The following is a 13,888-nucleotide window of genomic DNA, read 5'->3' as shown; positions in this document are numbered from 1 at the left end:
TCTGTCCCTATCTTCCTCATGTTCAATACCATTGCGATGATCGATCGTAGGAGGGTCGGTCGGATTCATCGCTATGGGAGGAAGTCAACCATGAAGGTAAGCCTTTTCGTTTCCGCGGCACTTCTCGCCGCATCCGCGATCCCTGCCTCGGCCGCTGAAATTTCCGACGGCAAGGTCAAAATCGGCATTCTCAACGACCAATCGGGCGTCTACGCCGATTTCGGCGGCAAGTGGTCGGTCGAGGCGGCCAAGATGGCGGTCGAGGATTTCGGCGGCAAGGTGCAGGGAGCGCCGATAGAAATCATCAGCGCCGATCACCAGAATAAGCCCGATATCGCCTCCAACATCGCGCGGCAGTGGTACGACACCGAACAGGTCGATGCCATCATGGAACTGACCACCTCTTCGGTGGCGCTCGCCGTCCAGGGGATCTCCAAGGAAAAGAAGAAGATCGACATCGTCACCGGCGCGGCAACCACGGAGCTGACCGGCAAACAATGTTCGCCCTATGGCTTCCACTGGGCCTATGACACTCATTCGCAAGCGGTTGGGACAGGCGGCTCTCTCGTGCAGCAGGGCGGCGACAGCTGGTTCTTCGTCACCGTCGACTATGCATTCGGCTATTCGCTGAAGGATCAGACCACCAAGTTCGTCGAGAGCCATGGCGGCAAGGTGCTGGGCGAGGTGCGTTATCCCCTGGGATCGACCGATTATTCGTCCTTCCTGCTGCAGGCGCAATCGTCGGGCGCCAAGGTCATCGGCCTGGCCAATGCCGGCCTCGATACCTCCAACTCGATCAAGCAGGCGGCCGAATTCGGCATCGTGCAGGGCGGTCAGCGTCTTGCCGCACTCCTGTTCACGCTGGCCGAGGTGCATGGGCTTGGCCTTCAAGCGGCGCAGGGCGTTGTGCTGACCGAAGGCTATTATTGGGATCGCGACGACAAGAGCCGCGAATTCGGGCAGCGCTTTTTCAAGCGCACCAACCGCATGCCGAACATGATCCAGGCCTCGACCTATTCGGCGGTGACGCAGTACCTGAAAGCGATCGACAAGGCCGGCACGGACGAGACCGAAGCCGTCGCCAAGCAACTGCATTCGATGCCTGTGGACGACGCCGCGATAACCAACGGCAAAGTGCAGGCGGACGGCAACATGGTCCACGACATGTACCTCTATCAGGTCAAGTCGCCAGCCGAGAGCACCAAGGAGTGGGACTACTACAAATATCTCGCCACCATTCCTGGCAACGAGGCCTTCCTGAGCGAAAAGGAAAGCGGCTGTCCGACGGCCGGCCAGTGATCGGCGCGGCCGATGGCGCCGACTGACCTGAGCGCGAACGAGCCGCCTGTGGTGCTTTCCGCCCGCGGGTTGCGGCGTGACTTTGCCGGCTTCATCGCCGTGAAAAACGTCGATCTGGATGTTCGCCATGGCAACATCCATGCCCTGATCGGACCCAACGGCGCCGGCAAGACGACTGTCTTCAACCTGCTCACCAAGTTCCTGGCGCCGACCAGCGGCAGGATCGAGCTGCTTGGCCATGACATCACCCGCACGTCGCCGGCCAGGGTCGCGCGGATGGGCCTGGTGCGCTCGTTCCAGATATCGGCGATTTTTCCGCACCTCAGCGTGCTCGACAATGTCCGCGTCGCCCTGCAGCGGCCGGGCGGGCTCAGCGTTCAGTTCTGGCGCTCGCTGGCGGCGCTCGACCGGCTGACGCCGCGTGCCGAGGAATTGCTGCGCTCGGTCGGTCTCGACGACGCCAGGAACAGGCTCGCCGGCGACCTTTCCTATGGCAGGAAACGCGTGCTCGAGATCGCCACGACCCTGGCGCTCGATCCGAAAGTGCTGCTGCTGGACGAGCCGATGGCCGGCATGGGGCACGAGGACGTGGCCACGGTTTCCGACCTTATCCGTTCGGTGGCCAAGGATCGCGCCGTGCTGATGGTCGAGCACAATCTGACTGTCGTGGCCGACCTTTGCGACTGGATAACGGTCATGCAGCGCGGCGAGGTGCTGGCCGCCGGCGACTACGCCACGGTCAGCCGCGACGAGCGCGTCAAGATCGCCTATATGGGCACCGCCGATGACTAGTACCGCACCTCTGCTTGCCGTCAGCGGCCTCAACGCCTGGTATGGCGAGGGCCATGCGCTGCACGGCGTCGATCTGGAAGTGTATTCCGGCGAGACGGTCACACTGCTCGGCCGCAATGGCGTCGGCAAGACGACGACGCTGCGCGCCATCATTGGGCTGATCCGCAAGCGAACCGGCGGGATCGCCTTCGACGGCCAGGATCTGATGCGGCTGCCGCTGCACCGCACTGCGCATCAGGGCATCGGCTTCGTGCCGGAGGAGCGCGGTATTTTCGCCACGCTGACCGTCGACGAGAACCTGGTTCTGCCGCCGGTCGTGGCCGAGGGCGGCATGAGCGTCGAGGAGATATTCGATCTGTTCCCCAATCTGAAGGAGCGGCGCAACAGTCCCGGCACCAGGCTGTCGGGCGGCGAACAGCAGATGCTGGCGATCGCGCGCATGTTGAGAACGGGTGTGAAAATGCTGCTTCTCGACGAGCCGACGGAGGGGCTCGCTCCCGTCATCGTGCAGCGCATCGGCGCGTTGCTGGCGACGTTGAAAAAGCGCGGCATGACGATCCTGCTGGTCGAGCAGAACTTCCGCTTCGCCAGCCGTGTCGCCGATCGTTTCTATCTGATGGAGCACGGCAAGGTGGTGGCGGGGTTCCCGGTCGGCGAGTTGCCGGACCGCATGACGCAGCTCCACGAAGTCCTGGGTGTATGATGGCGCCATGACGATGATCTTCGGAATCCCGGTTCAGGCCTTCCTCGGCCAGTTGCTGGTCGGCCTGATCAACGGCTCGTTCTACGCCATGCTGAGCCTGGGCCTGGCCGTCATATTCGGCCTGCTGCGGGTCATCAATTTCGCCCATGGCGCCCAATATATGCTCGGCGCCTTCGTCGGCTATCTGCTGCTCACCCATCTCGGCATCGGCTACTGGCCGGCGCTGATCCTTGCGCCGCTGATCGTCGGTGTCTTCGGCATCGTGGTCGAGCGCCTGGCGCTGTCGCGGCTGTACGATCTCGACCCGCTCTACGGGCTGCTCTTCACCTTCGGCCTCGCGCTCGTGCTCGAAGGCATCTTCCGCTACTATTACGGCGTCTCGGGAAACCCCTACGCCGTCCCGCCGCTGCTTTCGGGAGGCACCAATCTCGGCTTCATGTTCCTGCCCAATTATCGCGGCTGGGTCGTCGTCGCCTCGCTGATCGTCTGCTTCGGAACCTGGGTGCTGATCGAGAAGACCAGGCTCGGTTCCTACCTGCGCGCCGCGACGGAGAATCCCCGCCTCGTCCAGGCTTTCGGCGTCAACGTGCCGTTGCTGCTGACCCTGACCTACGGTCTGGGCTCCGCGCTGGCTGGGCTTGCCGGAATTCTGGCAGCGCCGATCTATCAGGTGAGCCCGCTTATGGGGTCGGATCTCATCATCGTCGTCTTCGCCGTCGTCGTGATCGGCGGCATGGGATCGATCCTTGGCGCCATCGTCACCGGCTACATGCTCGGCCTTGCCGAAGGCCTGACCAAGGTCTTCTATCCTGAGGCCTCCAACCTCGTGGTCTTCGTCATCATGGCCATCGTGCTTCTGGTCCGGCCGGCCGGCCTGTTCGGAAGGGACGCCTGACATGTCGGAAGGGACATCTGACATGTCGGAACTGACGCTTCGCGAGACATCGGCCAAAACCTCGGCGCGGCTTGAATGGACGCTGGTCGGGCTCGGCATCCTGGCGCTGCTGGTGGCGCCTTTCCTGGTCTATCCGATCTTCCTGATGAAGATGCTGTGCTTTGCGCTGTTTGCCTGTGCGTTCAATCTCCTGCTTGGCTACACCGGGCTGCTGTCGTTCGGCCACGCCACCTTTTTCGGCGGCGCCGCCTACTTCACGGCGCATGCCGTCAAGGTCTGGGGCTGGCCGCCGGAAGCCGGCATTCTGCTCGGCATGGCGGGTGCGGCCTTGCTCGGCCTTGTCATGGGCTTTTTCGCCATTCGCCGGCAAGGCATCTATTTCGCCATGATCACGCTGGCGCTGTCGCAGATGTTCTTCTTCTTCTGCGTGCAGGCGCCGTTCACGCAAGGCGAGGATGGCATCCAAGGTGTGCCGCGCGGCATGCTGCTGGGCGTCCTCGACCTGAACGTCTCGCTGAACATGTATTATTTCGTGCTGGCGGTGTTCCTCGTCGGCGTCTTCGCCATCTGGCGCATCGTCAATTCGCCGTTCGGCATGATCCTGCGCTCGATCCGCGAAAACGAGAATCGCGCCATTTCGCTGGGCTATTCCGTCGCCAACTACAAGCTCGGCGCTTTCGTCATGTCGGCGGCGCTGGCCGGGCTGGCCGGCTCGCTCAAGGCGATGGTTTTCCAGTTCGCCACGCTCACCGACGTCACCTGGCAGATGTCGGGCGAGGTGATCCTGATGACGCTTCTGGGCGGCATCGGCACCATGGTCGGGCCGATCATCGGCGCCAGCCTTGTCATCGGCCTGGAAAACACGCTTGCCACTTCCGGCTTTCCGGTGACCATCGCCACTGGCCTGATCTTCATGGTGTGCGTGCTCGTCTTCCGGCGCGGCATCGTCGGCGAATTTTACGCGCGGATTTTCAAGCGGGCGGGAAAGGACTGATCAGCTGCAGGTTGATGGGACGCGGCTTGCGCGTGATGACGCATGCGTCTCCCCAATGAGCACCTGTCCGGATACTTCAGAAAGCTATAGACCTCGATCAAATCGATGCGACTGCTTGCGACCTGGGGCAATTGCGACTCCATCGGAACGGGTGAGCACTGCTTTGGGCAAATCGTGATGCGCGCATTCTTTCGATTGCTTGTCGTTGTAATCGTGGCGTCCGGCGTGACCGGTTGCACCAGTATTTCCTACTACGCGCAATCCGTGCAGGGCCATGTGCGGATCATGACGGCGCGCCAGGATGTCGGAAAACTGATCGAGGATCCGTCGACGCCGAAGGCATTGCGCGCGCGAATGGCATCGGCGAGCGCTATACGACAGTTCGCAACGGATGAACTGGCGCTGCCTGACAACAACAGCTACCGCAGCTATGTCGACATTGGTCGGGACTCGGTGACATGGGCCGTCTTCGCCGCGCCGGCATTTTCGCTGACGCCGCGAACATGGTGTTTCCCTGTTTTCGGCTGTGTTCCCTACCGGGGGTATTTCTCCAGGAAGTCCGCGACTGAAACCGCTGTCGAACTTCAAGGACAGGGCATGGACGTCTATGTGACGGGCATCACGGCATATTCCACGCTTGGCTGGTCGAGCGACCCGCTGCTCAGCACGATGTTCGGCCAGGATGAAACCAATCTCGCAGCGCTGGTGTTCCATGAACTGGCCCACCAGCGCGTCTACGTGCACGACGATTCCGCATTCAACGAGGCGTTCGCTGTCGCCGTCGAAACAACCGGCGTGAAAAAATGGCTGCGCGCGACTGGCGATGCCGCCGCGTTGCGCCGTTACGAAGCCGCCCGGAAGCGAAAAGCTGAATTTCTTGCGCTGGTGTCGCGGACCCGGGACGAGTTGGCGCAAGTCTATTCCAACGCCGGCACCTCGGAGCAAAAACTGGCCGCGAAGACGGCCGCGATTGAACGGCTGCGGATGCGCTACCGACACATGCGCGACAGGCGCTGGGGCCGATACCGGGGATACGACGCCTGGTTCGCTTCCCCGATCAACAACGCAAAGCTCGCCGCGACGTCCGTTTATAGCGATCGGGTGACCGCGTTTCTGCGCCTGTTCGACTTGTGTTCGGGCGACTATGTCAGGTTCTATGCGTCAGTCCGACGGATTGGCGCACTGGACCAAGCTCACCGCGTCGATGCACTTGCGGCGGCAGATCGCTGTTATTGAGCCGGTCAAAAGGGATGGCCCGAAGCGTCGGGGAACTTGCGTCCGAAACCAACCAAATCGCGCGATTGAGATCGCCCGCGCGGTTCTACTGGTCCGAGAACTTCACGCTCACGCCGCGCTGCCGAAAATAAGCCTGCATCAACTTGCGGCCCGAGCGGTTGTTCTGCGCCAGCTTGGCCGGATCGAACACCGCCTGTTTGATCCCCTCTCGCGTCAGCGCCGCCTTAAGCGCCGCGATATGTGTGTCGATGTCGGCATTGTCCGCCCGGAGCGAGGCATAGATGCTCTCGGTCGCCTCGGCCACGGTCAGTTCGCTCATTGGTGTCGTCCTTTGGTTGGTTGGGCGGCGCTTAGCACAGATTCGCGGTCCGCCGATACCGAGACCGTCAGTACACAGCGCCCGTCGTGAAAGCGAACCGTTCCTTATGGTGCTTCGTAGAGTTCCAGCGGCAATCCATCCGGGTCCCTGAAAAAGGTAAACCGTTGGTCTGTGTATGGGTCGATCCGGATTGGCTCGACGGCAACGCCTGCGGCTTCCAGGCGGATAATTACGGGCTCAAGATTAGCCACGGCGAATGCCAGATGTCTCAGGCCTGTAGCCTCTGGGTGGGATGGCCGCATCGCTGGTGCAGGGAAGGAGAACAATTCCAGTTGGGCCGACCCGATCCGCAGATCCGCCTTCCATGATTGCCGCTCCTCCCGATAAACCTCCCGGATCAGATCGAGGCCGAGGAGTTCGACGTAGAACCGTCGCGACTGGTCGTAGTCGGTGCAGATGAGCGCGACGTGGTGAATGGCGTTCAGCATGCTGCTAACCTTGGTCAAGCCGGGATATGAGGCCAAGACGCTTCAAGGCCTGGATCGTCGCGCGCCACGGCTCTGATTTGCCCTGTCCTTCCATCTCACCCATAACACCCGCGTTCCACCGCCAGCCGCCGCACCAGCGCCAGCACGGCATCGATGGTCGGGGTCGGCTTGTCCGTGAGCCGGCCAAGTTCCTGCACCGCGCTCACCAGCGCGTCGATCTCCATCGGCCTGCCGCGCTCCAGGTCCTGCAGCATCGAGGTCTTGTGTTCGCCGACATCGCCGGCGCCCTTGATGCGCCGGTCGACCGCTATGGGAAAACGCACGCCGAGGCTTTCGCCGATCGCCTGCGCCTCCAGCATCATGGTGCGGGCCAGCGTGCGGGTGCCATCGTCGGCAACGATCGCGGCCAGCGTGCTGCCGGTCAGCGCCGAGATCGGGTTGAAGGAGAGGTTGCCCCACAGTTTTACCCAGATTTCGCTACGGATGTCCTCGCGCACCGGCGCTTGCAGGCCGGCCTTGACCATCTCCTCGGCCAGAAGCGTGACCCGTTCGCTGCGCTCGCCGGAGGGTTCGCCGAGCGAGAAACGTTTGCCCTCGACATGGCGGATGAGGCCCGGCGCATCGACCTCGACCGCGGGATAGACGACCGAGCCGATGACGCGGTCCGGTCCGATCCGCTGCCAGATCGCGCCGCCGGGGTCGACCGCGTTCAGCCTGGTGCCTTCGAGCGGCCCGCCGACGCCGTGGAAATACCACCAGGGCACGCCGTTCTGCATGGTGACGACTGATGTGTGGTCCCCAAGCAGCGGCGCGATCTGGTCAAGGGCTGGGGAGAGAGAATGGGCCTTCAGCGCCAGCACGACGTAATCCTGGGCGCCAAGCTCGTTGGCTTTGGCGGCGGCCCGGACGGGGACCGAAATCTCCTGGCCATCCTCGATCAGGCGCAGGCCGTCCGCCTTGATGGCTTCCAGATGGGCGCCGCGCGCGACGATCGAAAGATCGGTCCGCCCAGTGATGGCGAGCTTGGCCGCAAGATAGCCGCCAATCGCACCGGCGCCGAAGATGGTGATCTTCATCGTCAAAGCCCGAGTTTGGCAGCAAGGCCGATGCGCTGCAATTTGCCGGTCGCACCCTTGGGGATCTCGTCCAGGATCAGGATCTTGCGCGGCACCTTGAAATCGGCAAGCCGTGTCGCGGCATAGGTGCGGATGTCGCCCTCGGTGGCACTGATGCCTTCGCGCAGCACAACCGCCGCGGCCACCTCCTCGCCAAGCTTGTCATGCGGCATGGCGAAGGTGACGACCTGCGCCACCGCCGGATGGTCCATCAGCACGTCGTCGACCTCGAGCGGCGAGATCTTTTCGCCACCGCGGTTGATGATCTCCTTGAGCCGACCGGTGACCCTGAGATAGCCGTCTTCGTCGAGCACGCCCTGGTCGCCAGTGTGGAACCAGCCATGCGCGAAAGCCGTGGCATTGGCATCCGGGTTCTTTTCGTAGCCCGTCGTGACGTTGGGTCCGCGAATGACGATCTCGCCGGTCTCGCCGGCTGCGAGCAGCCGCCCGTCGGGCGCCATGACAGCCACGGCCGGACCGGCGGAGGCGCCGACGCTGCCGGGCTTGCGCTGGCCCGGCGGCAGCCGGTTCGATGCCATCTGGTGGGCGGCCTCGGTCATCCCGTAGGATTCGATCACCGGGCAGCCGAAGGTCGCCTCCAGCTCAGTCATCACCTGCGCCGGCAGCGACGCCGAGGATGAGCGGATGAAGCGCAGACGCGCCGCCGCCAGCGCCTCGGTGTTGCGTGCCGCGCGGGGCAGGATCGCCTGATGCATGGTCGGCACCGCCGTGTACCAGCTCGGCTGCGCCTCGCTCAGCCACTGGAAGAAGCGCAGCGCGTTGAAACCCGGCGTGCAGTAGATGCTGCCACCGGCAGCCAGCGACGACAGCACGGCCGCGATCAGGCCGTGGATGTGGAACAGCGGCATGATGTTGAGGCAACGGTCATCTGCCGTCAGGCCAAGCGTGCCGCCGATATGGGCAGCCGAGGCCGCGATGTTTGCATGGCTGAGCGGCACCAGTTTTGGACGCGATGTCGTGCCGGAGGTATGCAGCAGCAGCGCAATTTCGCTGTCTTGCGCCATGTCGGGCGCGGCCTGCGGTCCGATCGCTGCGCCCTCGATCATGAAGCTGCCGGCGGGTGTGCCGGGCTGCACGATAAGCCGCAGCACGCCGATGCCGAGGCGTTCGGCCACCGTCACAGCCGGTCCGGTCTCGCCCTCCCCGACAAGGATCGCCTTGGCGCCGATGTCGGTCAGGTAGAAATCCAGCTCGTCGGCCCGGTAGGCGGGGTTGAGCGGTGCCGTCGAGGCGGCGGCCGCGACGGCGACGAAGGCGGTGGCCATCTCAGGCCCGTTCGGCAGCACGATCGCCACCCTGTCGCCCCGGCCGATGCCGCGCGCATGCAGCTGTTTTGCAGTATCGGCGATCAGGCTGCGCAATCCGCCATGGCTGAGCGTCGCCCTGTCGGGTGCCAGGATGGCGGGCGCATCGTCGGCGCCGGCGGCGAGACGGCGGGAGAGATCTGCGTGGGTTTCAGTTTGGGTCATGATCACCGGCTGGATTTCGAACGACTACTGGCGGGAGCCCTTCTGACGGGCTTGCCTCGATACGGATACGCCATTGGACAACGGATCGCCTCAGTAGCCAAGCGCCAAACCATCCTTGCGCGAATCGGAAGCGCCGGTCAGCGTCCCCTTCTCCCAGTCGATCAGCACCACCTGCCCGCCGCCCAGCGGGTGATGCGGTTCGGCGATGCGGTGGCCGCGCCGGCGCAGGCCCTCGATCGCCTCGGTGGGAACGCCACGCTCGGCCTCCACGGTGTCATCATTGTAAAACACCCTCGGCGCATCCAGCGCCTGCTGCGGGTCCATGCCGAAGTCGATCATGTTGGTCAGCAGATGGACATGGCCGAACGGCTGATAGCCGCCGCCCATGACCCCGAACGGCATCACCACGCGGCCGTTCTTCGTCGCCATGCCCGGCATGATCGTGTGCATCGGCCGCTTGCCCGGTGCGATCGCGTTCGGATGCGCCGGGTCGAGGCGGAAGCTGGAACCACGGTTCTGCAGCACGACACCGGTCTTCGGGCCGACGACGCCGCTGCCGAACGAATAATAGGTCGAGTTGATGAAGGAGACCGCGTTGCGGTCGCGGTCGACGATGGAGATGTAGACCGTGTCACTGCCGGGCAGCTCCACGCGCGGCAGATGCGTCATGGCGCGGTCGCGGTCGATCTCGGCGCGCAGCCGGTCGGCATAGGCGCCGGACAGGAGCTGCTTCACGGGCACTGGGACATGGTCCTGGTCGCCGACATAGCGGTCGCGGTCGCGATAGGCCAGGCGCCCGGCCTCGATCTCCAGATGCAGGCGCTCGGCGCCATTGGGGTCGAGCCCGCCGAGCTCGAAGCCCGACAGCAAATTGAGCATCAAAAGCGCCGTCAGCCCCTGATTGTTCGGCGGCATCTGGTGGATGTCATGGCCGCCATAGGAGGTGCTGACCGGCGCCACATAGTCGCCTCTGGTAGCGGCGAAATCCTCGGCCGTATGAAGTCCGCCCAATTCGTTGAGCCGGCTCACCATATCGTCGGCGACCGCGCCCTCGTAGAAACCGGACCGGCCGTGTTTGGCGATGATGCGCAAGGTCTCCGCCAGTTCCGGCTGCCGGTGGACGTCACCCGCCTTCGGCGCCTTGCCGCCGGGCAGGAAGATACGGGCGGCATGCTCGTCGGCCGACAGGTCGGTTTCCGGCTCGGCCCAGTCGAAGGCGACGCGGTCGTGCACGACATAGCCGTTCTCGGCATAGTGGATGGCCGGCGCCAGCGTCTCGGCAAGGCCCTTGCGGCCATGGTCTTCGAGCAGGCGGCTCCAGGCGTCGACGGCACCCGGCACAGTGACCGCATGCGGCCCCTGCAACGGGATGCGGTCGAAGCCTTTCTCGCGGTACCAGTCGACTGTCGCCCTGGCAGGCGCGCGGCCGGACCCATTGAAGGCCAGCACATTGCCTTGTCCCCCGGGAGAATAGAGCACGAAGCAGTCGCCGCCGATGCCTGTCGATTGCGGCTCGACCACGCCCTGCACGGCGGCGGCGCAGACCGCGGCATCCATGGCATTGCCGCCTGAGCGCAGCATGTCGATGGCCGCAAGGGTTGCAAGCGGATGCGAGGTCGCGGCAACCGCCTCGGTGGCACGAACCGGCGAGCGGCCGGGAAACTGGAAATCACGCATTCTGTCTGGATATCCCATGGGTCACTTCTGCGAATTCGTCTGGTGAATCAATGCCGCCGGCCGAAGATCTGCGCAACCGACAACAGCACGACCGAGAGCACGATCAGGCAGGTCGAGATGGCGGCGATCGTCGGGTCGATCTGATCGCGCAGCGCATTGAACATGCGGCGCGTCAATGTCGTGGTCTCGCCGCCCGATATGAACAGCGAAACCACCACTTCGTCAAAGGAGGTGATGAAGGCAAACAGCGCGCCCGAGACGATCGAGAAGCGGATCTGCGGCATCGTCACCTGCCAGAAGGCGGCGACGCGGCCGGCGCCGAGGCTGCGCGCCACCCGCTCCTGGTTCATGTCGTAGGAGCGCAGCCCGGAAAGCACGGTCAGCACCACCAGCGGCAGCGCCTGCACCGTGTGCGCGATGACCAGGCCGGTCAGCGTGTTGTTGAGCCCGATGCGCGCATAGAGGAAGAAGGTGCCGATGCCGATCAGGATCACCGGGACGATCAGCGACGCCGTCAGCAGCGCGTTGATGGTGCCATTGAAGCGCAGCGTGCCCCGGTTGATGGCATAGGCGGCCGCGGTCCCGAGCGGTGTCGCCACCAGCACCGTCATGACAGCCACCTTGACCGAGACGATCGTGGCGTCACGCCATTCCAGCGACCCGAAATAGGTCTGGTACCAGCGCAGCGACCATTGCTGCGGCGGGAATTGCAGCAGCGTCGAGTCCGAAAACGACATGATGACGATGATGATCGACGGCGCGATCAGGAACAGAAGCACGAGGCCGCCGAGGCAATAGAGCCACAGCCGTTGCCGGTGCGAGATAGGCAGGCCAAAATCCTCGCTCATCGCGAACTCCACACACCTGTGGCGCGCGCGCCGAGCAGCCACTGGAACAGGCCGAGAAGCGCCAGCGTGACCACCAGCAGCACCACGCCGAGTGCTGCACCCGCGCCCCAGTTGGAATAGAGGCTGGTGGTCTGTTCCATGCGCATCGCCCACATGATGACCTTGCCGCCGCCCATCAGCGCAGGCGTGACGAAGAAGCCCAGGCACAGCACGAAGACGATGACCACGCCCGAGGCGAGGCCGGGCAGCGACAGCGGAAAGAAGATCTGCCGGAAGGTGGCGGCCGGGCCGGCGCCGAGGTTCATGCCGGCGCGCAGGCAGTCGGTGTCGATTGTCTTCATCGAGGCGTAAAGCGGCAGCACCAGGAACGGCAGCAGGATATGCGTCATGCCGATGACGACGCCCGAAAAATTGTTGGCGAGCGATAGCGGCTGGCTGATCACACCGAGGTCGATCAGCCAGCTGTTGATCAGGCCCTTGCGCTGCAGGATCACCACCCAGGCATAGGTGCGCACCAGGACCGATGTCCAGAACGGCAGGATGACGAAGATCAGGCAGATCGACGCTGCGCGGCGCGGCAGTTGCGACAGCATGTAGGCCAGGGGATAGCCAAGCAGCACGCAGGCGCCGGTGACGATGAAGGCGACCTTGAAGGTGGTGACAAAGGTCTTGATGTAGGAGGCCTGCTCGAAGAATCGCGCATAATTGGCGGCGCTGAAGCCGCCCGCTTCGTCGAACAGCGACAGCCAGAACAGCCAGCCGATGGGCACGATGATGATGGCGAAGACCAGCAACAGGCTCGGCGACAGCAGCGCCAGCAGCCGCAACGACTCGCGCCGCGCGTCCGTGCGCAGCGCCTGCGTGTTCAAATCCGGGCCCGCGCGGCCGGCATTCTCCTGCATGACGGCGGTCTGCGCGCTCATCGGTCTGCCGCTACCAGGATTGTGTCCTGCGCATCGAGACCGAACGAGACTGGCTGGCCGGGCGCCGGCATTTTCGCCAGCACATCGCTGCGGCAATAGTCGCGCAAAGTCAGCTGCCGGCCGTCGCGCAGCACGGCATAGCAGACGAAGCTGTCGCCCTGATAGATGATGTCACTGAGCGTCGCGTTGAGCACGTTGACGCCGCTTGTCGGTTCGGCGGTTGCCAAGAGCCGCAGCTTTTCCGGCCGCACCACCATCAGGTACTGGCCTGCCGCCGGCGTCGCCGCCGCCGTATGGATTCTTCGGTCCTCGTACCAGACGGAGCCGTTGCGGCACTCGACCGGAATGAAATTCGATTCGCCGATGAAGCCTGCTACAAATTGCGTTTGCGGCCTGGCGTAGAGGCTTTCGGGCTTGTCGAGCTGTTCGATGCGTCCGCCGTTCATGACAGCAATGCGGTCCGACATGGTGATGGCTTCGCGCTGGTCGTGCGTGACATAGACGGTGGTCATGCCGAGCCGCCGATGCAGGGCGCGCAGCTCGATCTGCATGTGCTCGCGCAGGCCCTTGTCGAGCGCCGACAAGGGTTCGTCCATAAGAACGATGCGCGGCTCGAAGACGATGGCGCGCGCCAGCGCCACGCGCTGGCGCTGGCCGCCGGAGAGTTGGTCGACCCGGCGCTCGCCCAGTCCCTGCAATTTCACCAGATCGAGTGCCTTCTCGACACGCTCGGCCGTCTCGGCGGCGGCGACGCCGCGTTGCTTCAGCGGAAAGGCGATGTTGTGAAAGACGTTCATATGCGGAAACAGCGCGTAGTTCTGGAACACCATGCCGATGTTGCGCTTGTGCGGCGGCGTGGTGATGATCTCGTCGCCGCCGACCCTGATCGAGCCGGCATTGGCCCGCACGAAACCGGCCAGGATCATCAGCAGCGTCGTCTTGCCGGAACCGGAAGGCCCCAGCAGCGTCAGGAATTCACCAGCCTCGACATCGAGGTTGAGGTCGCGCAGCACAGGCACGCTGCCAAATCGTTTCTCGATCCCGCGCATGCCGATCGGCAACGCGGATGGCGCAATGGACAAGATTTTTCTCTCCCAGGGGCTGAGGCG

General features: G+C 63.9%; 14 protein-coding genes. 6 read left to right on the top strand and 8 right to left on the bottom strand.

Annotated features, from left to right (window positions below):
* Window positions 1–90 precede the first annotated feature (90 nt).
* The 6 genes from EJ079_RS06210 to EJ079_RS06185 all read left to right on the top strand — a co-directional run bounded on the left by EJ079_RS06210 (window position 91) and on the right by EJ079_RS06185 (window position 5,919).
* Window positions 91–1,299, top strand: a complete 1,209-nt coding sequence (locus EJ079_RS06210) for an ABC transporter substrate-binding protein (RefSeq protein ID WP_027040146.1) — start codon at window positions 91–93, stop codon at window positions 1,297–1,299.
* Between the two features lie 12 nt (window positions 1,300–1,311).
* On the top strand, window positions 1,312–2,091 hold the full coding sequence (locus EJ079_RS06205; protein WP_127267607.1) for an ABC transporter ATP-binding protein: 780 nt from the start codon (window positions 1,312–1,314) through the stop codon (window positions 2,089–2,091).
* Window positions 2,084–2,794, top strand: coding sequence for an ABC transporter ATP-binding protein (locus EJ079_RS06200; RefSeq protein WP_127808392.1), 711 nt, complete (start codon window positions 2,084–2,086; stop codon window positions 2,792–2,794). The genes EJ079_RS06205 and EJ079_RS06200 overlap by 8 nt, the downstream gene beginning before the upstream one ends.
* A 7-nt stretch (window positions 2,795–2,801) precedes the next feature.
* Window positions 2,802–3,689, top strand: a complete 888-nt coding sequence (locus EJ079_RS06195; RefSeq protein WP_127808391.1) for a branched-chain amino acid ABC transporter permease — start codon at window positions 2,802–2,804, stop codon at window positions 3,687–3,689.
* Between the two features lie 22 nt (window positions 3,690–3,711).
* A complete protein-coding gene (locus EJ079_RS06190) occupies window positions 3,712–4,683 on the top strand; it encodes a branched-chain amino acid ABC transporter permease (RefSeq protein WP_127808390.1) in 972 nt (323 codons plus the stop codon).
* 177 nt (window positions 4,684–4,860) lie between these two features.
* Window positions 4,861–5,919, top strand: a complete 1,059-nt coding sequence (locus tag EJ079_RS06185) for an aminopeptidase (RefSeq protein ID WP_127811286.1) — start codon at window positions 4,861–4,863, stop codon at window positions 5,917–5,919.
* Between the two features lie 85 nt (window positions 5,920–6,004).
* Here the strand turns inward: EJ079_RS06185 and EJ079_RS06180 are convergent, their stop codons facing one another.
* From EJ079_RS06180 to EJ079_RS06145, 8 genes are all read right to left on the bottom strand, one after another.
* Window positions 6,005–6,238: a hypothetical protein gene (locus EJ079_RS06180; protein ID WP_127267610.1), complete on the bottom strand. Its 234-nt coding sequence runs from the start codon at window positions 6,236–6,238 to the stop codon at window positions 6,005–6,007.
* Window positions 6,239–6,342: 104 nt separating this feature from the next.
* Entirely contained in the window at window positions 6,343–6,726 is a 384-nt protein-coding gene (locus EJ079_RS06175) for a VOC family protein (protein ID WP_127328086.1), read from the bottom strand.
* Between the two features lie 95 nt (window positions 6,727–6,821).
* Window positions 6,822–7,802, bottom strand: coding sequence for a 2-dehydropantoate 2-reductase (locus EJ079_RS06170; RefSeq protein WP_127808389.1), 981 nt, complete (start codon window positions 7,800–7,802; stop codon window positions 6,822–6,824).
* A 2-nt stretch (window positions 7,803–7,804) separates the two neighbouring features.
* Window positions 7,805–9,331, bottom strand: coding sequence for an acyl--CoA ligase (locus EJ079_RS06165; protein WP_127808388.1), 1,527 nt, complete (start codon window positions 9,329–9,331; stop codon window positions 7,805–7,807).
* Between the two features lie 90 nt (window positions 9,332–9,421).
* The gene (gene ggt, locus EJ079_RS06160) at window positions 9,422–11,008 is read right to left on the bottom strand and encodes a gamma-glutamyltransferase (RefSeq protein WP_127396946.1); all 1,587 of its coding nucleotides are present in this window, start codon (window positions 11,006–11,008) and stop codon (window positions 9,422–9,424) included.
* 47 nt (window positions 11,009–11,055) lie between these two features.
* A complete protein-coding gene (locus tag EJ079_RS06155; protein WP_127328093.1) occupies window positions 11,056–11,856 on the bottom strand; it encodes an ABC transporter permease in 801 nt (266 codons plus the stop codon).
* Window positions 11,853–12,779, bottom strand: a complete 927-nt coding sequence (locus EJ079_RS06150) for an ABC transporter permease (RefSeq protein ID WP_127808387.1) — start codon at window positions 12,777–12,779, stop codon at window positions 11,853–11,855. Before EJ079_RS06150 ends, EJ079_RS06155 begins: the two co-directional genes overlap by 4 nt.
* The gene (locus EJ079_RS06145) at window positions 12,776–13,861 is read right to left on the bottom strand and encodes an ABC transporter ATP-binding protein (RefSeq protein ID WP_127808386.1); all 1,086 of its coding nucleotides are present in this window, start codon (window positions 13,859–13,861) and stop codon (window positions 12,776–12,778) included. The genes EJ079_RS06150 and EJ079_RS06145 overlap by 4 nt, the downstream gene beginning before the upstream one ends.
* Window positions 13,862–13,888 lie beyond the last annotated feature (27 nt).

It is taken from the genome of Mesorhizobium sp. M7A.F.Ce.TU.012.03.2.1 (genome assembly GCF_004006095.1).
In the GTDB taxonomy this organism is placed as follows: domain Bacteria; phylum Pseudomonadota; class Alphaproteobacteria; order Rhizobiales; family Rhizobiaceae; genus Mesorhizobium.
This window is presented reverse-complemented; position numbering and strand designations above follow the sequence as displayed.